The organism is Kitasatospora sp. NPDC090091 (assembly GCF_044747365.1).
In the GTDB taxonomy this organism is placed as follows: Bacteria; Actinomycetota; Actinomycetes; order Streptomycetales; family Streptomycetaceae; genus Kitasatospora.
This window is the reverse complement of the sequence record NZ_JBIVDY010000009.1, coordinates 209686-234881: the sequence shown is the minus strand read 5'-3', so window position 1 is coordinate 234881 and position 25196 is coordinate 209686. Positions and strand designations below refer to the sequence as shown.

The following is a 25196-nucleotide window of genomic DNA, read 5'->3' as shown; positions in this document are numbered from 1 at the left end:
GTCTGCCCGTGACCAGCCTCGCCCTCGGCCCGTCCTGGCTCGATCCGACGTACCTGATCTCCACCTTCGGGCTGCTCGGCATCCTGGCCATCGTCTTCGCCGAATCCGGCCTGCTGATCGGCTTCTTCCTCCCCGGGGACTCGCTGCTCTTCACCACCGGCCTGCTGGTGGCCGGCGGCACCTACCTGCACCAGCCGCTCTGGCTGGTCTGCACCCTCGTGGTGGTCGCCGCCGTGGCCGGCGACCAGGTCGGCTACCTCTTCGGCCGCAAGGTCGGCCCGGGGCTGTTCCGGCGCCCGGACTCCCGGCTGTTCAAGCAGGAGAACGTGGAGAAGGCGGCGGCCTTCTTCGAGCGGCACGGGCCCAAGGCGATCGTGCTCGCCCGCTTCGTGCCGATCGTGCGCACCTTCACCCCGATCGTCGCCGGGGTGAGCTCGATGAACTACCGCACCTTCGTCCTCTTCAACGTCGTCGGCGGCGTGCTCTGGGGCGGCGGCGTCACGGTGCTCGGCTACTTCCTCGGGCAGATCCCGTTCGTCCGGGACAACATCGAGGCGATCCTGGTCGGCATCGTGCTGGTCTCGGTGGTCCCGGTGGCGGTCGAGCTGATGCGTGCCCGCCGCTCCGGCGCCCCCGTCGCCGGCAGCCACCGCGCCGGGTAGGCGCCCGGCGGCGCCGCCGCCCGCCGCGGCGTACATGTGCGTCGGGCTGTTCGATCAGGCAAGGTGTAAGCGGAATCGAACGGTGGCCGGGAGCCCGGCGCCATCAGGGGCGGCAAGGAGCGGAAGTGCCGAAGCGGGGCCGACCGGGCGGAGGCAAGCGGGCCAGGGGCGGCCGGGGGGCCCGGCGGAACGGGCCGGCGCCGCAGGCGCAGCCGGTCCACCCCGCCGACGCGCCGCCCACCGAGGGCCTGCTCGGCCACCCCGCGCCGGCCGCCGGGCCCGCCACGGTGATCCCGTTCGCGCCGCCCGTCCCGGAGACCAGGGGGCTGCTGGCACCGGAGCACGAGGAGGGCGCCGCCCCGGAGCCGTCCGCGACCGCCGGGACCGACGGGACCGACGTGCGCGACGGGAGCGTCGGGACCGATGCCCGCGACGGGGGCGCCCGCCCCGACGGGACCGCACCCGTCGACGGCGTTCCCGCCGGGCCGGTGGCCGCCGGGGCCGCGGCGGCGACCGGGGGAGCCGCCCCCGAGCGGCGCCGGCGCTCGGTCGCCGAGGACACCCTGACCCCCGAGGAGTGGCAGGCCGCCGGCTACACCCCGCCGCTCGGCATCGCCGTCCCCACCCTCAAGGCCGGCGCCCCCGGCGAGGCGCCCTGGCCGGACCGGATGCGCACCCTGCTGCGCACCCCGATGTCCGAGCGCCCCGCCTTCGAGCGCACCGCCCGCGACCTCCACCCCTCCGCCGCCCGCAACGTCCCGCGCATCCTCGACCTGACGCTCCGTATCGGCGAGCTGCTGCTGGCCAGCGGCGAGGCCGCCGAGGACGTCGAGGCCGCCATGCTCGGCATCGCCCACGCCTACCGGCTGGACCGCTGCGAGCCGCAGGTCACCTTCACCCTGATCGGCATCTCGCACCAGCCCTCGCTGGTCGAGCCGCCGGTCACCGCGGACCGCGTGGTGCGCCGCCGGACCTCCGACTACACCCGGCTCAACGCGGTGTACGAGCTGGTCGCCGACATCACGGCGGAGAAGGTCACCGTCAACGACGCCTACCGCCGGCTCGCCGTGATCCGCCGCAACCGGCACCCGTACCCGGCCTGGCTGCTCGCGCTGAACACCGGCCTGCTGGCCGGCGCGGCGACCTTCCTGGTCGGCGGGCGGATCGACGACAAGGCCTGGCTGGTCTTCGCCAGCGCCTTCATCGCGGCCGTCCTCGGGGACCGGCTGGCCTCGCTGATCGCCCGGCGCGGCCTGCCGGAGTTCTACCAGTTCGTGGCGGCCGCGATGCCCGCGGCGGCCTCCGGCATCATCCTCTCCTTCAACGACTGGGGCCTGCGCGGCTCGGTGGTGATCACCGGTGGACTGTTCGCGCTGCTCCCCGGCCGCGCCCTGGTCGCCGCCGTCCAGGACGGCCTGACCGGCTTCTACATCACCGCCGCCGCCCGCCTGCTCGAAGTGATCTACCTGGTGGCGGGCATCGTCATCGGCGTGATGCTGATCCTCTACCTCGGGGTCGGCTACAACGCGAAGCTCAAACCGGACGAGAGCCTGGTCGGGGTGAACTACCCGCCGGTCCAGATGATCGCCGCGCTGGTGCTGACGCTGGCCTTCGCGATGCTGCTGCAGACCGACCGCCGCACGCTCGCGCTGGTCACCCTCAACAGCGGCATCGGCTGGTCCAGCTACGGCGTGCTGGTCTACAACGCCGGCATCTCGCCGATCGTCGCCACCGGCGTGGCGGCCGGACTGGTCGGCCTCTTCGGCCAGCTGATGGCCCGCTACCGCAACGGCTCCGCGCTGCCGTACGTCACCGCGGCGATCGGTCCGCTGATGCCCGGTTCGGCGCTGTACCTCGGCATGCTCGCGTTCGCCCAGGGCCACTCCGGCGGCGGGCTGGTCCAGATCACCCGGGCCGCTGCGATCGCCATGGCGCTGGCGATCGGCGTGAACCTCGGGGGAGAGATCGCCCGGCTGTTCATGAAGCTGCCGGCCAGTGCCGAACTGCCCTCGCCGGCCCCGGCCGTGCCGCGGCGCGCGGCCAAGCGGACCCGCGGCTTCTGAACCGCCGCCGGCCCGGCCGGGAGTCGTTGCACCGGTGTTGGCCTCCGGGCCATGTCGCGTCAGGCAGGACGCAGGACCAGGAACGAAGGTAAGACCCATGACCACACTGCTGGACGGCTATCGCGACCACATCGTCGCCACGCACAAGCAACCGCTGTTCCTGCTGTTGGTCGGGTTCATCACCTCCTTCGTCTTCATCCGGTTCAGCGTGCGGATGATCAGGGCCAAGGTGCGCTGGTGGCCGGGCAACGTCACCCCGGGCGGGCTGCACATCCACCACATGGTGTTCGGCCTGGGCTTCCTGCTGGCCGGCGGCATCGGCGTGTTCGCGACGTACGGCGGCCGGCCCTGGATCGACGTCTTCGGGCTGCTGTTCGGGATCGGCTGCGGCCTGGTCCTGGACGAGTTCGCGCTGATCCTGCACCTCGACGACGTCTACTGGGGCGAGCAGGGCCGCAAGTCGGTGGACGCGGTGATCTTCGGCATCCTCTTCACCGGCCTGCTGCTCGTCGGCTACGTGCCGCTCGGCGCGGAGCCCAGCGGGGAGACCAGGTGGGGCCTGGTCACGGTGATCTCGGTGAACGCGGTGGCCATGGTGGTCACCCTGCTCAAGGGCAAGATGTGGACCGGTCTGCTCGGCATCATGGTGCCCGGCATCTCCTGGATCGGCGCGATCCGGCTGGCCCGCCCGAGCAGCCCGTGGGCGCGCTGGCGGTATGCCACCCGCCCGCGCCGGCGGGCCCGGGCGCTCCGGCGCGAGCGCCGGCTGCACCGGCGTGCGGACGTCGCCCGCACCTGGCTCTTCGACCTGATCGCCGGCGCCCCGGACAAGGTCCCGGCGAACCACCCGGCCGCCCACCGGGTCGCCGAGCGGATGGCCGCCCGGGCCACCGCCCACCTCGACGCGCACGCGGCCCGCGCCCTGGCCCGGCGCTCCGCCCGGCTGGCCGACCGCCGCTCGGCGGCCGCCGCCGGGGCGGGCGCCGCGCCGGCGGCCGGCGGCCACGGGTACCCGTCGGGACCGACCGGGCCCGCCGCGGCCGGACGCGAGCCCGGCGCCAAGGGCCAGGCCCAGCAGCGCCGGCGGACCGTCCGGGCCGGCCGCAGCCGCAGCTACGCCGCCCGCCCGACCGGCCTGGAGCCCCGGCCCGACCGCCACCCCCACCTCCGGACGCACACCCGCAGGATCCGGCGGTAGTCCGTCGGCCCGGTGCGCCCGGCCGGAGTTGAGGCCCGGTCGGATCGTCCGCCGGAGTCGGTGGGCGGCCGGAAGCGAGTGCCGGTCGGATCCGGTCGGATCATCCGACAGCTCACCCGCCCGGCCCGCGCGGGCTTCGGATGCGAAAGCCGCCCGGCCTGAGAACATGGCGATGCGTAACCGAATTGTCACGTGACGGACCGGTTTGCCCGGATGTTCCTCGTGCCCGGGCGGACCGGTCCGCGACCGTAGAAGGTCCGAGAGCTGAGAAGGGGATGTCCCGTGACGCGCAGGCTCCTGCCGACCCTGCTGTTCTCCCTCACCGCACTGTTCGGGCTGCTCCCCGCCGCCGTGGCCGCCCCGGTCGAGCCGGACGCGGCCACGGGCGCCTCCCCGGCCGGTGCCCCCGCGGCGCAGCCGTTCCCCTCGGCCGAGGAGGTCGCCCGTGCCCGGGCCGAGGCCGACCGCCGGGCCGCCCCGGTCGCCGCCGTCGAGGCCGGGCTCACCGCCGCCAAGGCCGAACTCGACCGGGTCGGCCGGGCCGCCGAGCAGGCCGTCGAGGTCTACAACGGCGCCCGGCTCGCCCTGGCCCGGGCCCGCGCCGAGGAGGCCTCGGCGAGCGGCCGGGCCGCCGCCGCCGAGACCGAGCGGGTCGCGGCCGCCGAGCAGGCCGCCCAGCTCGCCGCCGAAACGTACCGTCAGGGCACCTCGGCGGAGCTCTCCGCGATCAACGCCCTGTTCGGCGCCCACGGCCCGCGGGAGGCCGGCGACCAGGCCACGGTGGTCGGCGTGGCCGGCGAGCGCACCCGGCAGATCCTGGACACGGCGACCTCGACGGCGGCCGCCGCGAGCCGCGCCGCGGCCGAGGCCCGGGAGGCCACCGAGGCCGCCGCCCGGGCCGAGACCGAGGTGGCCGCGGCCCGGGAGCGGGCCCAGGCGCGGCTCGCCGGCCAGCAGAGCCGGCTGGTGGCCGTCGGCCGGCGGCGGGAACAGCTGCTGGCCGACCTCGCCGCAGCCCGCCACACCACCGTCGCGCTGGAGCGGCAGCGGCGCGAGGCGCTGGAGGCGATCGCCGCCCGCGAGGCCGAGGCCGCCGCCCGGGCCACCGCGGAGAAGGCGGCGGCGGAGAAGGCCGCCGCGGAGCAGGCTGCGGCGGAGGCCGCGGCCGACGAGGCGGCCCGCGCCGCGGCCGACGGGTCCGTCGCCTCCGCCGGGGGCGTCCCCGGCCCGCCGCCGGTCCGCCCGTGGTCCGCGGAGGGCGCGGCCGCCGCGGTCGCCTTCGCCCGGGCCGCGATCGGCCTGCCCTATATCTGGGGCGGCGAGGGCCCGGGCGGCTACGACTGCTCGGGGCTGACCATGACGGCCTGGCGCCAGGGCGGCCGGCAGCTCAACCACTTCGCCGCCGACCAGTACGCGCAGAGCACCCCGATCGGCTACCGCGAGCTGCGCCCCGGCGACCTGGTCTTCTGGACGGACACCGGCCGGGCCACCGACATCCACCACGTCGGCCTCTACATCGGCGACGACCAGATGATCGAGGCCCCGCGCCCCGGCATGCCCATCAAGCAGGCCAGTCTCTGGATCATGGGCACCCCGGACTTCTACGCCCGCCCGTAGCCGAGGCGGGCCGCAGGCGCCGCGCGGCCGCCGGCACCCGGCCGGCGGGCCGGCGCACCCGGCCGTCGGGCCTGCGGCGCCGGGCTGCGCACCGGCGCCGGTCGGTGCCGGATAAATGGGATGCCCGTCCTCGGGGGCCCGCCGTACCGTGGGCGAATGGGCAACGATGCGAACGGCGGGCCCCGTGACCCGGGGAGCGCCCGACTGACCGAAGGCACCGGCGAGGTCGAGATCCGGGCGATCGCCGAGGACGAGATCGAGCCGTGGGACAGGGCGCTGTCCCTGGGGTTCCTGCGCCCGCACGTGGAGAGCGCCGCCGACTACCGGCGCCTGCAGTGGCAGCCCGGCCGGCTGCTCGCGGCCGTCGACGACGGGCGCTTCGTCGCCACCTTCCGGAGCTTCGACGTCGAGCTGACCGTCCCCGGCGGGGCCGTCGTCCCGGCGGACGCCATCACCTCCGTCACCGTGAGCGCCACCCACCGCCGGCGCGGCCTGCTCCGCCGGATGATGTCGGCCGACCTCGCCGGCGCCCGCGCCCGCGGCACGGCCGTGGCGATCCTGATCGCCGCCGAGTACAACATCTACGGCCGGTTCGGCTTCGGCCCGGCCACCCGCGGCCACGGCTGGAACATCGACCTGCAACGCACCCGCGGCCTGCGGGCCGGCCTGCCCACCGTGCCGGGCGGGCGGATCGACTTCGCCACCATGGCCGAGATGCGCAAGCTCGGCCCCGAGCTGCACGACCGCTGGCGGCTCACCCAGCCCGGCGCGCTCGCCCGCGACGAGCTCTGGTGGAAGCGTCAGACCGGCGAGATCAAGGTGCCGGGCTTCGACTGGAAGGAGCCGTTCGCCGCCCTCCACCGGGATGCCGACGGCACCGTGACCGGCGCGGTGGTCTACAAGGTCGACGACAACTGGGACGGCAGCTACCCGAACTGCACGCTCACCGTCCTCGACTTCCTCGCCCTCGACCTGGCCACCGCCTGCGCGCTGTGGCAGTTCGTGTGCTCGGTCGACTGGGTGCGCAAGGTCGTGGTCGAGAACCTCGGCCCGGACGACCCGCTGCCGCTGCTGCTGGACGACCCGCGTGCCGCCACCCCGTACGTCGAGAACGCCGACTTCACGTGGGTGCGGGTGCTGGACGTCGAGGCCGCCTTCAACGCGCGGACGTACGGCGCGCCCGGCCGGGTCGTCCTGGAGGTGGAGGACCGCGAGGGCTGGGCGGCCGGCCGCTGGGCCGTCGAGGTGGCGCCCGACGGTACCGGCCGCTGCACCCGGACCACCGACGAGGCCGACCTCGCGCTGACCGTGTCCCAGCTCGGCGCGCTGTACCTGGGCGGGGAGACCGTCCCGCGGCTCGCCGCCGCGGGTCTGGTCACCGAGCTGCGCCCGGGCGCCGTCGCCGCCGCCGACCGGCTGCTGCGCACGCCGCTGGCCGGCTGGAACCCGGACGGTTTCTGAGCCCGCCTCGTCCGGGCCGACACCGCGTCGTCGTCGCTGCCGGTGGCCCCGGCCGGTCCGCCCGGCCGGGGCCCCGCCGTGTCCGGGCCGCCCCGGGCGCTACTTGACGGCGGTCTTGCCGATGGTGGGCAGGATGAAGTCCTGGATGAGGCCCTTGGCGTCCCGGACGATCGGCCGGAACACCCGGTAGCGCGAGAGGTTGATGACCCGTGCGGCCATGGGCGTCGACCGCCGGACGAACTCCCGCGTCCGCTCGGTGTCCGGGGTCCGGTCGAAGACCCAGTAGAGCACCACGACCATGAGGTGCAGCCAGAGCACGTCGGGCAGCAGCTCCACCAGCTCGGTGTCCAGCTTGGGCGCCAGCTCGGAGCCCTCCAGCACGTCGCGGAAGAGCTGCACGGCGGTGGCCCGGGCCGGGTGGGAGTCGTTGGAGAAGGGGCTCAGTGAGCTGCTCGGGTCGGCGGCGGTGCGGAAGAACTGCGCGGCGAACTCGTGGTACGGGGCCGCGGTGTCGAGCCAGGAGACCAGGGCGATCTCCAGCCGCTCCGCGAAGTCCCGGGTGTGCGCCATGCGGTTCCTGGCGTCCGCCGCGTGCTCGTACGTCATGCGGTCGTAGAACCCCTGGATCAGGAATTCCTTCGCGGAGAAGTAGTAGTAGGCGTTGCCGACGGAGACGCCCGCCTCGGCGGCGATGGCCCGCATGGTGGTCTTCTCGTAGCCGCGCTCCTGGAACAGCCGCATGGCCGTCTCCAGGATCAGGGCCCGGGTCTGCTCGCTCTTGTCCGTCTTCGGCTGGGCCCGGCCACCGGGCAGCTCGGACGCCGCGGGGGCGCCGGCCGCGGGGCCGTCGTTGCCGCTCGCCGCGGGCACGTCGCCGGACTTCGCCGGGCTCCGGCGGGGTTTCCGCCCGCCGCCCGCCGCCGGACGGCCCTGTGCTGCCTCCGGCGTGCCGTCCGGGCCGGTGGCCCCGCTCGTACCGTTCGTTCCGTTCGTCGCTGCCAGCTCGTCCACGCCCCGAGCCTAGTCGGACTCCTCAGCTCCAACCGGTGTCGGTGCGCGCGGTACCGGATGCCCCCTCCGCATCCGGTACCGCAGCGTCGCCCCCGTGCCTTTCGAACGCGTTCAAAAGCATGCCACGACTCTAGGGGGAGGGTTGAACATGTTCAAGCCAGGCCCTGTGGGAGGCTCGTCACATGAACGCCACCATTCGGCGCGGCAGCGCGCACGACGCCCAGGCCGTCGCGGGCCTCCACGCGCTCAGCTGGCGCACCTCCTACGCCGGCATCGTCCCGGAGCAGGCGCTCGGTGACGGGCTCTCCGAGGAGCGCCACGCGCTCTGGGAGCTGCGGCTGGCCGCCGATTACGGCGAACCGGCCAACACCCCGGAACTGCTGATCGCCGAACAGGCCGGCCGCGCCGTCGGCTTCGCCTACCTGGTGCCGCAGGCGGACGGGCGGGTCCTGCTGGACAACCTGCATGTCGAGCCCGGCCTCACCGGCGGCGGGATCGGCCGCGCGCTGTTGGGCGCGGCCCGCTCGCACGTCGCGCGGCAGCACCCCGGCGCGGACCTCTACCTGGAGGTGCTGCGCGACAACACCCGGGCGGTCGCGTTCTACGAGCGCGAGGGCGGCCTGCGCACGGCCGAGCAGGAGGGCGTCTTCCCCGGCGGGTTCGTGCTCCCCGAGTACGAGTACACCTGGGCGGCGGCCGACCGGGATCAGCCGACGTCGTAGACCGTCACCGGCACTCCCCGGCCCACCAGGCGGCTCGTCACCAGCGGCTCGACCAGCTCCCACCGCCCGCCGGCCAGACCGCAGCCGATCCGGGGCATGTGGACCGAGGCCCCGAGCCGGAGCGCCTCCTCGGCCAGGGTGGCCAGCGCGGTGTCGATCGCCTCGTAGCGCACCGGTGCACCGGTCGAACGGCCGGTCCGGATGCCGCGTTGGCCGATCAGGTTGGCCACCCAGACGTAGCGCTCGACCTGCACCAGCTGCACCGCGCCGAGGCCGAAGTCGTTCCGCGCGCGCTCCCGGTGCCAACGCCGGTACGCCGCCTCCGGCTCCGGCCAGCGCCGCGACACCGCGAGCACGAACCCCTTGCCCCAACCGCCCAGGTCGTTGCAGACGTGCGCGATCACCTTCACGCCCTTGCCCAGCGGTGTGGTGGCGTCTCCGCGCAGGTACTGCAGGGTCGCGGTCTCCATGCCGGGCAGGCTAGTGCGTCGCACTGACAAGCGGCTCGCAGTCGCTGACGCACTCAGGCTCCACCGGCGCCGGGCGCGGGGCCGCGGCCGGGGGCCGGAGGTGGCGGCGGCCCGCGAGGGCGATCAGCAGGGCGAGGGCGGCGGCGCCGGCCGGCAGGAGGTATCCGGTGCCCGGTGTGGCGTGCTCGGCCACCGCACCGCCAAGCGCCGCCCCGCCCGAGATGCCCACCACGATGCCGGAGACCGTCACCGCCATGCCTTCGTTCAACTGGCCCTGTGGCAGGAGGTCCTGCACCAGCGTCATGCCGGTGACCATGGTCGGTGCGGTGCCCGTACCGGCGGCGAACAGGGCCACCCCGAGCAGCACGAGCCCCGGGTCGCCCAGCCCGGTGCCGCCCGTGGCGGCGGCGAGCGGCAGCAGCAGGACCACGGCCATGGTTGCCATGCCGAGCAGGAACCGCGTCCCCGGCGCGCGGCGCGGGCGGCGCAGCCCGAAGGCCAGCCCGGCCGCGCACGAGCCGGCCGCGACCAGCCCCAGCAGGAGGCCTGCCAGCGGCTTCCGGCCGAGCGCGTCGGTGTAGGCCACCGTGGTCACCTCCATCGCCCCGAAGACGAGGCCGGTGGCGAGGAAGGTCAGCAGCAGTACCCGCAGACCGGGTACGCGCAGCGGCGAGCCGGGCCGGGCGGCGGCGCGGGCGGGGGCCGCGACCGGCGGCTCGGTCCGGCGCCGGCTCGCGAACAGCAGGGCGCCGGCGGTGCCGAGCGTTGCTGCGGTGACCAGTCCGGCCTCCGGGGCCACCGTGGTGCAGAGCAGCATCGCGAGCACCGGCCCGGTCGTGAAGCAGAGCTCGTCCAGCGCCTGCTCGAAGGAGTTGGCCAGGTGGCGCAGCTCCGGGTCGGCCCGGTACAGGTGCGCCCAGCGGGCCCGCGCCATCCCGCCGAGGTTCGGCGCCGCCGCGGCGGCCGCCCAGCAGGCGTAGAGCGTCCAGTCGGGTGCGCCGGCCCGGAGGCAGAGCAGCAGGCCGGTGATCGGCAGGGCGTTGTACAGCGCGGCCGGGACCGTGACGCGCGCCTGCCCGTGGCGGTCGACCAGCCGGCCGATCAGCGGCAGGCCGATCGCCCCGGTGGCCAGCCCGACCGCCGAGACAGTGCCCGCGAGCGCGTAGGAGCCGCGCCGTTCGGCGAGCAGCACCACCAGCGAGACGCCGGTCATCGACATGGCGAGCCGGCCGAGCAGCCCGGCCAGGGTGAAGGCGGCGGTGCCGGGCAGGGCGAAGAGCCGACGGTACGAGGACAGCATGGAACTCCGAGGAAGGGACCGGTGGGGTGTGATCCCAGCTTCGGACCGTCGCCCGGTGGCGGTCCAACACCTGTTCCGTGGCATCGACAACACAGTGTTGTTAATCTGCCGCCATGCCCGCCGACCTGCACCCCCGCCTGCTCCGCGGTTTCGCCATGACGGCCGAGACCCTGCACTTCGGCCGGGCCGCCGAGCGCCTGCACGTCGCCCAGCAGGCGCTCAGCCGGGACGTCCGGACGCTGGAGCGGCTGCTCGGCGACGCGCTCTTCACCCGGACCACCCGCAACGTCGAACTCACCCCGGCCGGGCAGCGGTTGCTGCCGAAGGTCCGGCAACTGCTGGCGCTGCACGACGAGATCGTGGCCGGCGAGGCGGCGAGGCCCCTGCTGATGGACCTCAACAGCGACCTCAGCGGGCCGGACCTGACCGGTGACCGGGTGCTCGAACGGGCCCGGGCCGCCTGGCCGGAGGGGGAGCTGCTGGCCCGCTTCCACGGCGGGCTCGCGGCGGCCGCCGCCGCCCTGGTGGGCCACCGGCTGGACGTCTCGTTCGGCCGCTTCGCCGGTCTCGCGGCCGGCCTGCAGGCCCAACTGGTCCAGGTGCCGGTCCGGTTGGAGCGGGTGTCGGTGATGATGACGTCCGACCACCCGTTGGCCGACCGCCCGGTGCTGCGGCTCGCGGACCTGGTCGGCCACCCGGTCGACATCTGTGCCGGCAATCCGGCCACCACCGAGTGGGCGGACCTCGGTGTCCGGCTGCTGCGCGAGCACGGCCTGGTGCCGGCCGCACCGCACGTGCCGCCGGTCGGGGTGGACGAGACCGTCCGCTACATGGCCCGGCACCGCGATCCGATGCTGACCACCGTGGGCGGGCTGGTGATGCCCGGGGTGGTGAACCTGCCGCTGGTGGAGCCGGTGCCGCTGACCCTGCTCAGCCTGGTGCACCGGCCGGACCTGCGTCACCCCGGGCTGGCCGCGCTGGTGACGGCCGCCGCCGAACTCGGCGCGGAGGAGCGCTGGTTGCGGCGTCCGGCGGGCAGCTGGCTGCCCGCGGCCGACGCCGCGCTGCTGGCGCGTTAGCCGCTCGGCGGTCGGGCGGTCGGGCGGTCGGGCGGTCGGGGCCTCGGGCCGGCCTGGGGCCGGTCGGACGGCCTGCGGCGGCTCGGACCGGCGCACGGGAGGGCTGTTGGCGCCGTCGGCGCGGAATGGCCGGGCGCACTGGCGCTGTTGTGGCCGGAAGCGACCCCGCCCCTGCCGCTCGGGGGTCGGCAGGGGCGGGGCGTGTGCGGGGCGGTCGTGGTGCGGACCGCCGGGGCACCGGGTGGGCCGGTGCCCGGTGTGCCGGGGGCAGTCGTGGTCGGCCGGTTCAGGCCGCCCGGACGGCGGAGATGTCGAAGCTGAGCTTGACCTTCTCGCCGATCAGCACGCCGCCGGTCTCCAGGGCGGCGTTGTAGGTGAGGCCCCAGTCGGTGCGGTCCAGCACGGCCGTGCCCTCGAAGCCGACCCGCTCGGCGCCGTAGGCGTCGGTGGCGCTGCCGGTGTAGTCGAGGTCGAGGACGATCGGACGGGTGGTGTCCTTGATGGTCAGCTCACCGGTCATCCGGTAGGTGTCGCCGCGCAGTCGCTCCGCGGAAGTGCTGCGGAAGCGGATCTCCGGGTAGGTCTCGGCGGCGAAGAAGTCGCCGGTGCGCAGGTGCTCGTCGCGCTGGGCCTGGTTGGTGTCGACGCTCGCGACCTTGATCACCAGCTCGGCGCTGGAGTTGCCCGGCTCGGCGCCGTCCAGGCTCAGCTTGCCGTCGTACTCGGTGAAGCGGCCCTTGACGTTGGTGACCATCGCGTGGCGCACCGAGAAACCGACCTCGCTGTGGGTGGTGTCGATGGCCCAGTCGCCGGAGAGGTGGGCCAGGTCGGGCCCGGCGGGCGCCTCGGCGACGACGGTGGTGGCGGTCGCGGCGGTCTTGGTGCGGTTGAACAGGCCCATGGCTCCTCCTCGGGTTCGAAGCCGATTGTTTAGGCTTCAACTTGTTGGCTCCACTGTAGGACGGTTTCGTTCAAAGTTCAACCACAACTTCGGGGCAGTCCCGAAAGCCGCCCGGGCGGCGGACCGGGGCCCGGGTACCGTCGAGCCCGGTCCGGCCGCCCGGCTTGACCCTCGACCTGGTCGAGGCCCCAAGGTTCCGGCATGGAGAGCGGCCTGCGCAGCATCGGTGAACTGGCCCGCGACAGCGGCCTCGGCGTCAGCGCGCTGCGGTTCTACGACGGCGCCGGCGTCCTCGGCCCCGCCTGGGTCGATCCGCGCACCGGCTACCGCTGGTACGGGGCCGACCAGCTGGCCGACGCCCGGCTGCTCTGCCGGCTGCGGCGGGTGGGCCTGCCGCTGGCCGACATCCGGGCCGTGCTGGGCGCGGCGCCGGGCTCCGGGGCCGCCCACCGGGTGGTCGACGCGCACCTGCGCCGGCTGGAGGACGGCCTCGCCGATGCCCGCCGGGAGCTCTCCCTGATCCGCGACCTGATCGACCAGAGGGAGAACCCGATGACCGCCGCCTCCACCGCGTACGACCTCACCGTTCCGGCTCGCGAGCTGGCCGCCGCCCTGGACGCCGTCCGCTTCGCGGTCTCCGCCGACCCCGAACTGCCCATGCTCTCGGGGGTGCTGTTCGACCTCGACGGCGGTCTGCTGCGGCTGGTCGCCACCGACCGGTACCGGCTGGCGCTGGCCGAGGTGCCGGTGCCGGGCGAGCGGTCGACGGAGGCGTCGGTCGCCGCGATCGTGCCGACCGCGCTGGTCGACGCGCTCCGCGCGCTGCTCGGCTCGGGCGGCGACCAGGCCCGGCTGACGCTGGGCGACGGCCTGGTCCGGGCCGAGACCGGAGGCCACCGGATCGAGGGTGCGGCGCTCGGCCACGACTACCCGGACTACCGCTCGCTGGTCCGGCTCGACCCGGTCCACCGCGCCGGTGTGCCCGCCGCCGACCTGCGCGAGGCCGTCGAGTCCGGCGTCACCCGCACCCTGCCCTCGGGCCCGCACGGCACCGCCTGCGAGGCCACCGTGCTCGCCTTCGACCCGGACGGCCGGCTCACCGTCGCCGCCGAGGCCGCCGAGCCGGCCCCGGGCGGCCTCCGGGTGGCGGTCAACCGCGACTTCCTCCTGGACGCCGTCCGGGCCGGCGGCCCCGAGCAGCTCGTCCTGGAGGTGGGCGGTCCGATCGCCCCGCTGGCCGTGCGGACGGAGGGGCGGGCCGGCACCTTCTCGATCCTGATGCCGATCCGCGTCCCGGACGGTGTGTGATCACACAGCAGTCGCCGCCCCGGCGGGCGGAGTGTCCGCCCTGCTCGCCGGGTTCTGGCCCCGCATCACCGAAGCGCCGGACGGTCAGGCCCGGCCCGCACCCGTCGCTGCGTCGAACAGCGGCCGGCCGTCGGCCTCCGCGCTGCCGCGCTCCGGCACCTCCAGCCCCTGCGCCCGTGCCTCGTCGAGCAACTGCCGGACCGCGCCGGGAAGGTGCAGGTTGAGCACCCCGTCCCGGTCGTCGGCCACCTGCCCGGAGTGCAGGAAGCCGTCGGGGACGAACCGCCCGGGCCCGGGGCGGAACACGATCCGCAGCGCCCCCCCCGCCCTCCCGGTGCACCGTGAGCACCTCCCGGCAGTCGGGGTGCCGGTGGTGAACCGACCAGAGCCGGACGTCCCCGTCGATCACCATCCGCCGCAACCGCCGCTTGCTCCCCATCCCCCGGACGCTACCCGGCCGCCCCGTTCCCCGCGCTGCGCCGCCCCGTTCCCCGCGCCGGCCCGCCCCGGTCACGCCGCGGTCGACCGCCCGCCGCCGCGTGTTTGCTGCTGCTAGCGGCGTGCTTGCTTTTGCAAGCAGCGTGGTGCAGGGTGGTCGCATGGCCTCACTGAACGTCGGCTCGCTGGGCGAGTACATCCGCGAGCAGCGTCGCAACGCGCAGTACTCGTTGCGGCAGTTGGCGGAGGCCGCCGGCGTGTCCAACCCCTACCTCAGCCAGATCGAGCGGGGGCTGCGCAAGCCGAGCGCGGAGATCCTCCAGCAGATCGCCAAGGCGCTGCGGATCTCGGCGGAGACGCTGTACGTCCAGGCCGGGATCCTGGAGGAGCGGCGGGGCGAGGGCCTGGAACTGCGGGCCTCGATCCTGGCCGATCCGCTGATCAATGAGCAGCAGAAGCAGGCGCTGCTCGCGGTCTACGACGCCTTCCTCAAGGAGAACGCCGCCCGCAAGGACTCGGACGCGGCGCCCGACGACCACGCCGACGGCGGCCCGGAGGCCGCCGGCCCGGCAACCTAGACCACGGGAGACCGGCCATGCCGATGGCGGACGACATCAAGAAGACCCTGAGCGACCCGACCCCGCTCTACGCCCTCGCCGGTGCGGGCGACCTCGCCTACGAGAAGCTGCGCGAGGTGCCGGGCAAGGTCGAGGCGCTGGCCGCGGACCGCAAGGGCACGCAGGAGAAGGCCGCGGCCCGGCTCCAGGAGGCGCAGACCCTGCTGGTCGAGGCTCAGGCCAAGGTCGCCGACAGCGTGACCACCCTGCCCGCCGACCTCAAGGAGCTGCAGGAGAAGGCGCAGTCCTTCGCCCTCCAGCAGGTCGGCCGGGCGGTCGACCTGGCGGTGAAGGCCAAGGAGGCCTACGACGAGCTCGCCGAGCGCGGCCGGGGCGTCGTCGACCGGGGCCGTCCCGGTGGCGCGGTGGAGTCCGCCGAGACCGAGCGGGTCGACGTCGAGCTGGTCGCGGACGAGCCGGTCGAAGCCGAGCTGGTCGAGGACCCGGCCGGGGACGACGCGGCGGCCGACGAGCAGCCGGCCGCGAAGAAGTCCGCCAAGGGCCGGAAGTCCGCCGAGTAGTACCCGCCCACTGCGCCGCGGTCGGGGTTGGACCCGGGCCGACCGGGGCACATCTGGTGACCCCGGAACGTTGACACCGTGGCGGGCGGATCGCCGTGCCACGATGGGTGGCAGCCGGGACACCGAGCCGAGACGCAGAGGAGGCCGCGATGGGCGGAGTGGGCCAGGTGCTGGTCCTGGACTACTTGAACCCGTTCTGGTGGCTGGCCGTGGCCATCCTGGGGTTCAAGCTGTTCGCGCTGGTCGACGCGGCCACCCGCCGCGAGGACGCCTACCGGGCGGCGGACAAGAAGACCAAGGGGTTCTGGCTGGCGCTCCTCGGGATCGCGTTCGGCCTGGACCTGCTGTTCGGCCTGGGCTTCCTGACACTGGCGGGCCTGGTCGCGGCCATCGTCTACATGGTGGACGTGCGCCCGGCGATCCGGGCGCTGACCAACCGGGGCGGCCGCAACGACCGGAACATGGGCCCCTACGGCCCCTGGTAGACCGGCCGGGCCGATCGGCGCCGGACCATCGGCTGCCGACCGTCGGCGCTGGCGCCGGACCATCGGCGCCGAGCCGATTCGCGCCGGACATGATCGAAGGGGTGAGCCCCGGTACTCGCGGGACCGATCCGCGAGCACCGGGGCTCACCCCTTTCCGCTCTCCGCGTCAGCCCAGGATCAGCTGCACCGGGTTGCGTTCCAGCAGCAGCACGGCGACGTCGTCGGCCAGCGCGCCGCCGTTCAGCTCCTCGACCTCGGCGATCGCGCTGTCCACGAGCCGGCCCCTGGTCAGCCCGGCGGCCAGGTGGTCGCCGATGAGGTCCGCCAGCCCGTCCTGACCCAGCCGGCGCGACCCGGCGCCGACGCGGCCCTCGATCAGGCCGTCGGTGTAGAGCAGCAGCCGCCAGCCGGGGTGCAGTTCGAGCCGGTGCGCGGGCCAGACGGCGTCGCAGTCGTCGCAGGGGAGGAGGCCGAGCGCCGGTCCGGCCAGGTCGGCCGGCAGCATGACCGGCCTGTGGTCCGAGCCGAGCAGCAGGGGTGCGGGGTGGCCCGCCAGGTAGAGCCGGGCGGTCTCGACGGCGCCGAGCTCGTCGAGCCGGCCGGTTGCCCCGCGGGGCTCGATGACCAGCATGCAGAGCGTCGCGAAGATCTCGTCGCTGCGCCGCTCGTGCTCCAGGACGTGCTGGAGGGTGGTGAGCAGGGCCTCGCCGGTGAGCCCGGCGAAGACCAGGGTGCGCCACGCTATCCGGAGCGCCACCCCGAGCGCGGCCTCGTCCGGGCCGTGTCCGCAGACGTCGCCGATCACCACGTGAACGGTGCCGTCGTCGGTGCGCACGGCGTCGTAGAAGTCGCCGCCGAGCAGGGCGCGGCGGCGGCCGGGGCGGTAGCGCCGGGTGAAGGAGAGCCCGGCGCCGTCCAGCAGCGGGGTGGGCAGCAGATGGCGCTGCAGGCGGGCGTTCTCCTGCCCGCGGAGCTCGGCCTCGACCAGCCTGCGCTGGGACTCGTCGGCGCGCTTGCGCTCGACCGCGTAGCGCAGGGCGCGGGCCAGTAGCGGGCCGTCCGTCTCGTGCTTGATCAGGAAGTCCTGGGCTCCGGCGGCCACGGCGGCGGCGCCCAGCTCGGCGCCGGCGGCGTCGGTGAGGACCACGACGGCGGTGTGCGGCGCGCGGCGGAGCAGTTCGTGCAGGCCCTCCAGGCCGTCGGAGGCGTCGGAGGGGTGCGGCAGGTCGGCCGGGGCGGCGAGGTCGAGCAGGACGCAGCTGAAGTCGGTGCTGCGCGGCCGGCCGCGCCGGGCTGCGGCGGAGGCGGGCGCCAGCAGTTCGGAGGCCTGCTCCAGGCCACGGGCCCAGTGGATCTCGATGGGGGCGCCGCTGTCGGCCACCGCAGCCTTGAGGAGCTGGGCGTCGGAGGCGTCGTCCTCGATCACCAGCAGCTTGAGCGGTGCGGCGGAGGGGGCGGTGCGGGAGTCGCGGACGGCGGCCGAGGCGTCGGACCGGGGGTGGGGTATCGGGGTGGGCGCCGTGGCCGGAGCGGCGGACCGGTCGCCGGCGGACCGGGTGCGGGCACGGTCGGCGAGGGCGCCGTCGACGGCGCCCGGCAGGTCTGCGGCACCAGGTGCCCGCCCGTCTCCCGTTGCGGGCATCGGCTGATCCTCCCTTTCCCCGCATGCGTAACGGTCGGCGATCGTCCGCAGTGCCCGCCTGGCACCCTGCGTCGGGGAACTTCTCGCGACCATAACGTGATCTCCGGGGATTTCTCTGGCCGACCGGCGGCGTTGTGGCTATTGCCACGCCGGCGGGTGGTGTGGTGGACGGGACGGGAACGGCGGTCGGGGCCCGGCACGGGCGGGGTCCGGACCGACAGGAAGGGCGGAGATAGTGGCGACGCGGATCACCCTGGTCGAGGGTGACATCACGGAACAGCAGGTGGACGCGGTGGTGAACGCCGCCAACTCCTCTCTTCTGGGCGGTGGTGGCGTGGACGGTGCGATCCACCGCAAGGGCGGGCCGCAGATCCTGGAGGAGTGCCGCAGGCTCCGGGCCTCGCACTGGGGGCGTGGTCTGCCCACCGGGCAGGCGGTGGCGACCACGGCCGGGTGGCTTCCGGCCCGCTGGGTGGTGCACACCGTGGGGCCGGTCTACTGGGAGGACGCGTACGAGGACAGGGCGGAGCAGCTGGCCTCCTGCTACCGCGAGTCGCTCCGGGTGGCGGCGGAGCTGGGCGCGCGCACGGTGGCCTTCCCGGCCGTGTCGGCCGGGGTGTTCGGGTGGCCGCTGGAGGACGCGGCCCGGATCGCGCTCGGCACCGTCGCGGCGGCGGTCGCCGGGCCGGCCCGAGAGCTGACGGAGGTGCGGTTCGTGCTGTTCGGTGCGGTGGCGTACGGGACGTTCGAGCAGGTGTGGCGGGGGATGGGGGCCGAGGGGGAGGGGCAGCGGGAGCAGGACTGAGGGCGCGGATCGGGACGCCCCCATGGTGGCGTGACGAGGCGTCAACACGCCAGAGATATTCGATAACTCGTTCGAGTGAATCCCGGGGATCGTTCACCTGGTCTGCGAAGGCGGGGTGAGCGCAGGGACGATCTGCCGGGCCGGGTCGCGCGCCCCTAAGGGGCGAGCGCCGTCCAGGGAACGGTGACCTCGCCCTGCCGCCACCGGCCGCGCGCGTCCACCAGCGGCCAGGACCCCGCCAGCGCGGTGCAGGCCGCGACCCAGCGCTGCCGGGCTCCGAACGCCCCGTAGGGGGCGGCCGCGGCCCAGGCCCGGTCGAAGTCGGCGAGGAAGGCGTGCACCGGCCGGCCCGGCACGTTGTGGTGGATCAGCGCCTTGGGCAGTCGTTCGGCCAGGTCGGAGGGCTGCCCGAGGCCGCCGAGGCGGGCCGCGAAGGTGACCGTCCGGGGGCCTTCGGGGCCGAGCGCGACCCAGACGTGCCGGCGCCCGATCTCGTCGCAGGTCCCCTCGACCAGCAGCCCGTTCGGCGCCAGCCGGTCGCAGAGCCGCTCCCAGACCGCCGCCACCGCGGTCTCCTCGTACTGCCGCAGCACATTGGCGGCGCGGATCAGCTGGGCGGGGGCGCCGCCGTCCAGCGGCACCTCGAAACCGCCGCGCCGGAACGAGAGCAGCGGCGGATCGGCGTACGGCACGGCGGCGGCGACCCGCTCCGGCTCGATCTCGATCCCGACCACCCGGACGTCCGGCCGCACCGACCGCAGCCGCCCGGCCAGCTCGACCGCCGTCCACGGCGCGGCGCCGTAGCCGAGGTCGACGGCCACCGGCGGCCGGTCGGCCGAGCGCAGCACCGGGCCGAGCGTGTGGGCGATCCAGCGGTCCATCCGGCGCAGCCGGTTGGTGTTGGTGGTGCCGCGGGTCACGGTGCCGACCGGTCGGCCCACCCGCCCGCGGGCAGGCGCGGTCGAGGAGTCGAAGGTGGCGGCCATGCCCAGAAGCGTACGCGGCCGCGCGGACCGCCCGGGCGGCCGTTCCGTCCCGCCCGACCGGGCCCGCCCGCCCCGGCTCCGCGCCCGCCGGGCGCCCGCGCGACCGGGGCCGCGGGCCCGCCCACCGGCCCCGGGGTGCGGCCGACCACCGCCGTGGGCCATCTCATCGCCCGGGACGGGAATGCCGGTCGATGACCGCGTGGTTGGCACACTGGTGGTGATGTGCGCCCGGACGGGGCGTGCGGACACCGCGGTGCGGCGATGCGGCGTGAGCGGCAGCGGCACACCGGACAGCAGGCAGCGCAGCAGGACAGCAGGGCAGCGGGCAGCGCTGCAGAGACGGGCAGCACAGAGGAGGCTTCAGCCAGGTGATCCAGCACCCCGTCCGTTCGGTACGCCGTGCCCAGCCGGCCGCGCCCGTGCGCGGCCGGCTCCAGTCGCTGGTGGCGGGCCGCCAGCGCAGGCCGCGCCGGATAGCCATGCTCAGCGTCCACACCTCCCCGCTGCACCAGCCCGGCACCGGTGACGCCGGCGGCATGAACGTCTACATCGTCGAGCTGGCCAAGCGCCTCGCCGCGCTCGACATCGAGGTCGAGATCTTCACCCGGGCGATCTGCTCGGACGACGCGCCCGCCGTCGAGCTGGCCCCCGGCGTCCTGGTCCGCCACGTGACGGCCGGCCCCTACGAGGGGCTGGTCAAGGAGGACCTCCCGGCCCAGCTCTGCGCCTTCACCCACGGCGTGCTCCGCACCGAGGCCGGCCACCGCCCCGGCCACTACGACCTGGTGCACTCGCACTACTGGCTGTCCGGCCAGGTCGGCTGGCTCGCCGCCCAGCGCTGGGGCGTGCCGCTGGTGCACACGATGCACACCATGGCGAAGGTCAAGAACGCCGCGCTGGCCGAGGGCGACACCCCCGAGCCGGCCGCCCGGGTGATCGGCGAGACGCAGGTGGTCGAGGCCGCCGACCGGCTGATCGCCAACACCACCGAGGAGGCCGCCGAGCTGGCCCGCCACTACGCGGCCCGGCCGGACCAGCTGGCCGTCGTCCACCCGGGCGTCAACCTGGACGTCTTCCGCCCGGCCGCCCCCGCCGCGCGCGCCGCGGCCCGGTCGGCGCTCGGCCTGCCGGCGGACGCCGCGGTGCTGCTCTTCGCCGGCCGGATCCAGCCGCTGAAGGCGCCGGACGTGCTGCTGCGCGCCGTCGCGGTGCTGCTGGAGCGCCGGCCCGAGCTGCGCGAACGGCTGGTGGTGCCGGTGGTCGGCGGCCCGTCCGGCACCGGCCTGGCGAAGCCGGAGAGCCTGCACAAGCTCGCCGCCCAGCTGGGCATCTGCGACGTGGTCCGGTTCCACCCGCCGGTGGGCCAGGCCCGGCTGGCGGACTGGTACCGCGCGGCGACGGCGCTGGTGATGCCCTCGTACAGCGAGTCCTTCGGACTGGTCGCGCTGGAGGCGCAGGCCTGCGGCACGCCGGTGGTGGCGGCCGCGGTCGGCGGGCTGCCGGTCGCGGTCCGCGACGGCGTGACCGGCACGCTGGTCGACGGCCACGACCCGGTGGCCTGGTCCCTCGCGCTGGAGCCGTACGTCACCGATCCGGGCCTGGTCGTCGAGCGGGGTGCGGCGGCGGCCCGGCACGCGGCGGCCTTCGGCTGGGACACCGCCGCGGCGACCACCGCCGAGGTGTACGCGGGCAGCCTCGCCCGCCCGGCCGGCCTGCGCACCGGCTCCCTCCGCCGCCTGGTCTGACCCGCACCGGGGCCCGGCCGGTCGCGGACCGCGCCGGGGGCCGGACTGTTGGCTCGACGCCGGGCCCCGGCTTCCGGTGCCCGGCTTCGGGTGCCCGGCGGACGCGCCCGCGGCCGGGCCGGGTCCGCTGCTGCGCGCCACCGGTACCGCCGAGTAACGTCACCCCCATGGCAATCCGCACCAAGGACGAGGCCCTGGCCCTCCTGCGCACCGCCCTGGACGACGCCGGGGTGGCCTGGGAGCCGGCCACCGCCGACCCGTACACGCTGGTGGCGACCCTCCCGGGCACCCGCAAGCTGAGCACCACCTGCGCCCTGCGGGTCGGCGACCACACCCTGTCGGTGAACGCCTTCGTGATCCGCCGCCCCGACGAGAACCACGAGGCGGTCTACCGCTGGCTGCTGGAGCGCAACACCCGGCTGTACGGCGTCGCCTACGCGATCGACAGGCTCGGTGACGTCTACCTGGCCGGTCGCCTGCCGCTGGAGGCGCTCACCCCGGACGCCGTCGACCGGCTGCTCGGGACGGTGCTGGACAACGCCGACGAGCCGTTCAACACCCTGCTGGAGCTGGGCTTCGCGTCCGCCATCCGCCGTGAGTGGGAGTGGCGGACCAAGCGCGGCGAGTCCACCCGCAACCTGTCCGCCTTCTCCCACCTGGCCGCTGCGGGCGGCCCGGTGGTGGCTCAGGGCGCCGACTCCGCGGCTCCGGCCGCCGAGTAGCGGCCCGCCCGGCCGGGGCCGGGGCAGTACCCGGTCAGGACCTGGCCGGGGCCCGCTCCGGCCCGGCGTCCGCCGGCTCCGCGGCGCCGACCGGCGCCCCGGTCTTCGGCACCGCGTCCGCCCCCGCCGCCGGCTCCACCCCCGCGGCTTCCGCCGCTTCCGTGGCTGCGCCGGGCTGCCGGCCGAGCAGCGCGTACCCGGCCGCCGCCACGGTGCCGCAGACCGCGCACGCGCCCCACACCACTGCCCCGCCGGCCCGTTCCAGCAGGACCCCGCCGAAGGCCGGTCCGAGGAACGAGGCGAGCGACCACGAGAGCGAGTAGACGCCCTGGTAGCGGCCGCGGGCGTGGGTCGGCGACAGCTCGGCGACCAGGCCCATCATGGTCGGCGCGTTGAGGATCTCGCCGATCGTCCAGACCGCGACGGTGAAGGCGAAGAACCACGCCGAGGAACCGGCCAGCGCGGTCAGCCCGAAGCCCCACCCGATGAAGAGCGCGCTGGCGATCAGCAGCGCAGTCCGGCTGCGGCCCTCCATCCACTGGCTGAGCGGGATCTGCAGCACCACGATCAGCAGGCCGTTGAGGCCGATCACCAGGCCGTACTCGGTGGAGCTGATCCCCGCCCGGCCCATGTCCACGGCGAGCGTGGTGCTGCCCTGCTGGGCGACCAGGGCGAGCAGCAGGTTGAGGCCCACCACCGCCATGAAGCGGGCGTCGGCGAACACCGTGCCGAGGCCGATCGACGGCTCCCCGGCCCGGGCGGCCGGGGCGTCCGGCTTGGTCTCGGGGATCCGGACGAAGATCACCACGGCGCAGACGAGCGTGGAGAGCGCGTCCAGCAGGAAGAGCGTGAGGTAGCCCCGGGTGGCGATCAGGCCGGCGACGGCCGCCGAGAGCCCGAAGCCGATGTTGATCGCCCAGTAGTTCAGCGAGTAGGCGCGGACCCGGTCCGCCGCGGGCACGATGTCCGCGATGATCGCCGAGGTGGCCGGCCGGGTCGCGTTGTTGCAGAGGCCGACCAGGAAGGCCACCACGGCGATCGCCACCGGGCCGTCGGCGAAGCCGAGCACCGCGGTGAACAGGGCCGTGCCCAGCTGGGCCGTGACCAGCGTCGGCCGCCGCCCGATCCGGTCGGTCAGCACCCCGGCGCCGATCGAAGCGATCGCCGAGCCGAGGCCGAACAGTGAGGCGACCAGGCCCGCGTACGAGGCCGAGTACCCGCGGTCGGCGGTCAGGTAGAGCGCGAGGAAGGTGACGACGAACCCGCCCAGGCGGTTGATGAGCGTCGACGTCCAGAGCCACCAGAACTGGCGCGGCAGCCCGCTCACGGCCTCGACCACTGCTCTTCGGACACCGGCGGGGACGGGCAGCACGGGCATGTGGGGGCTCCCTGGGCAGCAGGTGTCCGCTGGACGGCAGGCCGCGTCCGCCCAGCGGTTGGGTAAGTGGTGCAATGGCGATGCGTACATTACACAGCCAGGTGGGGGCCCACCAGCGGTTTTCGGGGCTCCACTAAGCTGGGGGCCATGGCTGACACGACGTACCGACTCATCCTGCTCCGCCACGGCGAGAGCCAGTGGAACCAGAAGAACCTGTTCACCGGTTGGGTCGACGTCGACCTCAACGAGAAGGGCGAGAAGGAGGCCGCCCGCGGCGGCGAGCTCCTCGCCGCCGAGGGCCTGTTCCCCGACGTTGTGCACACCTCGCTGCTGCGCCGCGCGATCCGCACCTCGCAGATCGCCCTGGACAAGGCCGACCGCCACTGGATCCCGGTCAGCCGCAGCTGGCGTCTGAACGAGCGGCACTACGGCGCTCTGCAGGGCAAGGACAAGGCCCAGACCCTGGCCGAGTTCGGCGAGGAGCAGTTCCAGCTCTGGCGCCGCTCCTACGACACCCCGCCGCCGGCGCTGGCCGACGACGCCGAGTACTCGCAGGCCGGCGACGCCCGCTACGCGGACATCCCGAGCGAGCTGCGCCCGCGCACCGAGTGCCTGAAGGACGTCGTCGACCGGATGCTCCCGTACTGGTACGACGCCATCGTCCCGGACCTCGCCGCCGGCCGTACCGTCCTGGTCACCGCCCACGGCAACAGCCTGCGCGCGCTGGTCAAGCACCTCGACGGCATTTCCGACGAGGCCATCGCCGGCCTCAACATCCCGACCGGCATCCCGCTGCTCTACGAGCTGGACGCCGACTTCAAGCCGGTCGCCAAGGGTGGCCGCTACCTCGACCCGGAGGCCGCCGCGGCCGCCATCGAGGCGGTCAAGAACCAGGGCAAGAAGTAAGCCCGAAGGCGAGACGGCCCCACTCTCCGCATCGGCGGGGAATGGGGCCTTCGTCGTTCAACTCCGCTGTGCGGCAAGGATGTTCGCGCTCGCAGGAGTGGTTCAGACCATTGACGGCCGCCGGTGGCGGCTCCTACCGTGTGAGCACCGACCCGGCGCAGGCATGCCGGCGATCTCCCCTCGGATCGATCCGGCCGCCGCACCCCCACGCGCGCGCGTCTGTGCCCGGCGCACTCTCCATCCACCCCCACGGAGGAGCACCATGCGCACACGTCACATCGTCGGAGCAGTGGCGGCGGCGGTCGCCGTCCCGCTCACGCTCGCCCTGCCGGCGCAGTCCCACGGCTACATCTCGACCCCGCCCAGCCGGGCCGCTCTCTGCGCCGCCGGAACGGTCGCCGACTGCGGTGAGATCCGCTGGGAGCCGCAGAGCGTCGAGGGGCCGAAGGGCTTCCCGGGCAGAGGGCCGGCCGACGGCGCCATCTGCGCCGGCGGCAACAGCCGGTTCGCCGAACTGGACGACCCGCGCGGTGGCGGCTGGCCCACCACCAAGGTGTCGGCCGGCCAGCGGCTGACCTTCACCTGGAAGTTCACCGCCCGGCACGCCACCACGAACTTCAAGTACTACCTGACCAAGCCCGGCTACGACGCCGCCCAGAAGGTCACCCGGGCCAACCTGGAACTCACGCCGTTCCTGACCGTCCCCTACAACGGTGCCCAGGTGCCGAGCACGCTCAGCCACACGGCGACCGTCCCCGGCGGCCGGACCGGGCACCAGGTGGTCGTCGCGGTCTGGGAGATCGCGGACACCGGCAACGCCTTCTACTCCTGCACCGACGTCCGGTTCTGATCAGACCTCGCTCCGAAGGTGTCCGGTGCCGAGTGGTGCCGGGCCGGTCGGCCTACGGGCAGACCGGGGTGCACGACCGTCTCCCACGGCGGCCGTGCACCACGGAGCTCGTCGGGTGCCTGGCCTCAGTGCCCGCAGCAGCCGCCGTCGGCGCCGCCGCACTGGCAGGGTGCGCCGGACTGGCAGCCGCAGCCGCAGCCCGGACCGCAGCCGCAGCCGGCGGCGAGGACGGGCAGCAGCTTCGGGGCGATCGGCTCGACGGTGTCGGTGGCCGGTGCCGGTCGAGTCGGGTTTGCCTTCATCGCGCTG

25 protein-coding genes are annotated in these 25196 nt (G+C 74.8%); 16 read left to right on the top strand and 9 right to left on the bottom strand.

The genetic code is table 11. From position 1 onward, the window contains the following. Positions 1-8: 8 nt before the first annotated feature. The 5 genes from ACIPSC_RS18170 (at position 9) to ACIPSC_RS18150 (ending at position 7001) form a co-directional block, all read left to right on the top strand. Positions 9-662, top strand: coding sequence for a DedA family protein (locus tag ACIPSC_RS18170; protein WP_400826719.1), 654 nt, complete (start codon positions 9-11; stop codon positions 660-662). Positions 663-787: 125 nt separating this feature from the next. Next, a complete protein-coding gene (locus ACIPSC_RS18165; RefSeq protein WP_400826718.1) occupies positions 788-2725 on the top strand; it encodes a threonine/serine exporter family protein in 1938 nt (645 codons plus the stop codon). A 97-nt stretch (positions 2726-2822) separates the two neighbouring features. Continuing rightward, positions 2823-3923 (top strand): hypothetical protein, encoded by a 1101-nt coding sequence (locus tag ACIPSC_RS18160; protein ID WP_400826717.1) that lies wholly within the window; start codon positions 2823-2825, stop codon positions 3921-3923. A gap of 282 nt (positions 3924-4205) precedes the next feature. Then, positions 4206-5540 carry a C40 family peptidase gene (locus tag ACIPSC_RS18155; protein WP_400826716.1) on the top strand — a complete coding sequence of 445 codons (1335 nt, stop codon included), beginning with the start codon at positions 4206-4208 and terminating at the stop codon, positions 5538-5540. A 156-nt stretch (positions 5541-5696) separates the two neighbouring features. Beyond that, on the top strand, positions 5697-7001 hold the full coding sequence (locus tag ACIPSC_RS18150) for a GNAT family N-acetyltransferase (RefSeq protein WP_400826715.1): 1305 nt from the start codon (positions 5697-5699) through the stop codon (positions 6999-7001). Positions 7002-7100: 99 nt separating this feature from the next. Here ACIPSC_RS18150 and ACIPSC_RS18145 read toward each other — a convergent pair whose 3' ends face one another. Beyond that, entirely contained in the window at positions 7101-8012 is a 912-nt protein-coding gene (locus tag ACIPSC_RS18145; protein WP_400826714.1) for a TetR family transcriptional regulator, read from the bottom strand. Between the two features lie 182 nt (positions 8013-8194). Between ACIPSC_RS18145 and ACIPSC_RS18140 the strand changes: the two genes are divergently transcribed. Next, positions 8195-8734: a GNAT family N-acetyltransferase gene (locus ACIPSC_RS18140; RefSeq protein ID WP_400826712.1), complete on the top strand. Its 540-nt coding sequence runs from the start codon at positions 8195-8197 to the stop codon at positions 8732-8734. Here the strand turns inward: ACIPSC_RS18140 and ACIPSC_RS18135 are convergent. Together ACIPSC_RS18135 and ACIPSC_RS18130 are read right to left on the bottom strand one after the other, a co-directional pair. Continuing rightward, the gene (locus ACIPSC_RS18135) at positions 8719-9204 is read right to left on the bottom strand and encodes a macro domain-containing protein (RefSeq protein ID WP_400826711.1); all 486 of its coding nucleotides are present in this window, start codon (positions 9202-9204) and stop codon (positions 8719-8721) included. The genes ACIPSC_RS18140 and ACIPSC_RS18135 overlap by 16 nt on opposite strands. Before the next feature lie 10 nt (positions 9205-9214). After that, positions 9215-10504: an MFS transporter gene (locus ACIPSC_RS18130; RefSeq protein WP_400826710.1), complete on the bottom strand. Its 1290-nt coding sequence runs from the start codon at positions 10502-10504 to the stop codon at positions 9215-9217. Between the two features lie 113 nt (positions 10505-10617). Here ACIPSC_RS18130 and ACIPSC_RS18125 point away from each other — a divergent pair, with 113 nt between their 5' ends. Then, positions 10618-11583, top strand: coding sequence for a LysR family transcriptional regulator (locus ACIPSC_RS18125; RefSeq protein ID WP_400826709.1), 966 nt, complete (start codon positions 10618-10620; stop codon positions 11581-11583). Between the two features lie 286 nt (positions 11584-11869). On the opposite strand, the gene ACIPSC_RS18120 is transcribed toward ACIPSC_RS18125, so the two are convergent. After that, positions 11870-12484, bottom strand: coding sequence for a YceI family protein (locus tag ACIPSC_RS18120; protein WP_400826707.1), 615 nt, complete (start codon positions 12482-12484; stop codon positions 11870-11872). 201 nt (positions 12485-12685) lie between these two features. Here ACIPSC_RS18120 and ACIPSC_RS18115 point away from each other — a divergent pair, with 201 nt between their 5' ends. Beyond that, positions 12686-13792, top strand: coding sequence for a MerR family transcriptional regulator (locus ACIPSC_RS18115; RefSeq protein ID WP_400826705.1), 1107 nt, complete (start codon positions 12686-12688; stop codon positions 13790-13792). A gap of 84 nt (positions 13793-13876) precedes the next feature. Here the strand turns inward: ACIPSC_RS18115 and ACIPSC_RS18110 are convergent, their stop codons facing one another. Continuing rightward, positions 13877-14098: a hypothetical protein gene (locus ACIPSC_RS18110; protein WP_400826704.1), complete on the bottom strand. Its 222-nt coding sequence runs from the start codon at positions 14096-14098 to the stop codon at positions 13877-13879. A gap of 293 nt (positions 14099-14391) precedes the next feature. Here ACIPSC_RS18110 and ACIPSC_RS18105 point away from each other — a divergent pair, with 293 nt between their 5' ends. The 3 genes from ACIPSC_RS18105 to ACIPSC_RS18095 all read left to right on the top strand — a co-directional run bounded on the left by ACIPSC_RS18105 (position 14392) and on the right by ACIPSC_RS18095 (position 15853). Beyond that, positions 14392-14808: a helix-turn-helix transcriptional regulator gene (locus ACIPSC_RS18105; protein WP_313764401.1), complete on the top strand. Its 417-nt coding sequence runs from the start codon at positions 14392-14394 to the stop codon at positions 14806-14808. A gap of 17 nt (positions 14809-14825) precedes the next feature. After that, the gene (locus ACIPSC_RS18100) at positions 14826-15368 is read left to right on the top strand and encodes a hypothetical protein (protein WP_400826703.1); all 543 of its coding nucleotides are present in this window, start codon (positions 14826-14828) and stop codon (positions 15366-15368) included. Between the two features lie 149 nt (positions 15369-15517). Next, the gene (locus tag ACIPSC_RS18095; protein WP_313764399.1) at positions 15518-15853 is read left to right on the top strand and encodes a DUF2516 family protein; all 336 of its coding nucleotides are present in this window, start codon (positions 15518-15520) and stop codon (positions 15851-15853) included. A 166-nt stretch (positions 15854-16019) separates the two neighbouring features. On the opposite strand, the gene ACIPSC_RS18090 is transcribed toward ACIPSC_RS18095, so the two are convergent. Next, on the bottom strand, positions 16020-17495 hold the full coding sequence (locus tag ACIPSC_RS18090) for a PP2C family protein-serine/threonine phosphatase (protein ID WP_400826702.1): 1476 nt from the start codon (positions 17493-17495) through the stop codon (positions 16020-16022). A gap of 235 nt (positions 17496-17730) precedes the next feature. On the opposite strand from ACIPSC_RS18090, the gene ACIPSC_RS18085 reads away from it, so the two are divergent. Continuing rightward, complete coding sequence (locus tag ACIPSC_RS18085; RefSeq protein ID WP_400826701.1) at positions 17731-18300, top strand: O-acetyl-ADP-ribose deacetylase; 570 nt, start codon at positions 17731-17733, stop codon at positions 18298-18300. Between the two features lie 155 nt (positions 18301-18455). Here ACIPSC_RS18085 and ACIPSC_RS18080 read toward each other — a convergent pair whose 3' ends face one another. Beyond that, on the bottom strand, positions 18456-19286 hold the full coding sequence (locus ACIPSC_RS18080; protein WP_400826700.1) for a class I SAM-dependent methyltransferase: 831 nt from the start codon (positions 19284-19286) through the stop codon (positions 18456-18458). A gap of 419 nt (positions 19287-19705) precedes the next feature. Between ACIPSC_RS18080 and mshA the strand changes: the two genes are divergently transcribed. Both mshA and ACIPSC_RS18070 read left to right on the top strand, forming a co-directional pair. Beyond that, a complete protein-coding gene (gene mshA, locus ACIPSC_RS18075) occupies positions 19706-21031 on the top strand; it encodes a D-inositol-3-phosphate glycosyltransferase (RefSeq protein ID WP_400826840.1) in 1326 nt (441 codons plus the stop codon). 167 nt (positions 21032-21198) lie between these two features. Continuing rightward, positions 21199-21753 (top strand): YbjN domain-containing protein, encoded by a 555-nt coding sequence (locus ACIPSC_RS18070; protein WP_400826699.1) that lies wholly within the window; start codon positions 21199-21201, stop codon positions 21751-21753. 34 nt (positions 21754-21787) lie between these two features. Here the strand turns inward: ACIPSC_RS18070 and ACIPSC_RS18065 are convergent, their stop codons facing one another. Then, positions 21788-23131, bottom strand: coding sequence for an MDR family MFS transporter (locus ACIPSC_RS18065; RefSeq protein ID WP_400826697.1), 1344 nt, complete (start codon positions 23129-23131; stop codon positions 21788-21790). Positions 23132-23278: 147 nt separating this feature from the next. Here ACIPSC_RS18065 and ACIPSC_RS18060 point away from each other — a divergent pair, with 147 nt between their 5' ends. After that, positions 23279-24037: a phosphoglyceromutase gene (locus ACIPSC_RS18060; RefSeq protein WP_400826696.1), complete on the top strand. Its 759-nt coding sequence runs from the start codon at positions 23279-23281 to the stop codon at positions 24035-24037. A 262-nt stretch (positions 24038-24299) separates the two neighbouring features. Continuing rightward, entirely contained in the window at positions 24300-24887 is a 588-nt protein-coding gene (locus ACIPSC_RS18055; RefSeq protein ID WP_400826695.1) for a lytic polysaccharide monooxygenase, read from the top strand. A gap of 125 nt (positions 24888-25012) precedes the next feature. Here ACIPSC_RS18055 and ACIPSC_RS18050 read toward each other — a convergent pair whose 3' ends face one another. Beyond that, positions 25013-25189 (bottom strand): hypothetical protein, encoded by a 177-nt coding sequence (locus ACIPSC_RS18050; RefSeq protein WP_400826693.1) that lies wholly within the window; start codon positions 25187-25189, stop codon positions 25013-25015. Between the last annotated feature and the right edge of the window lie 7 nt (positions 25190-25196).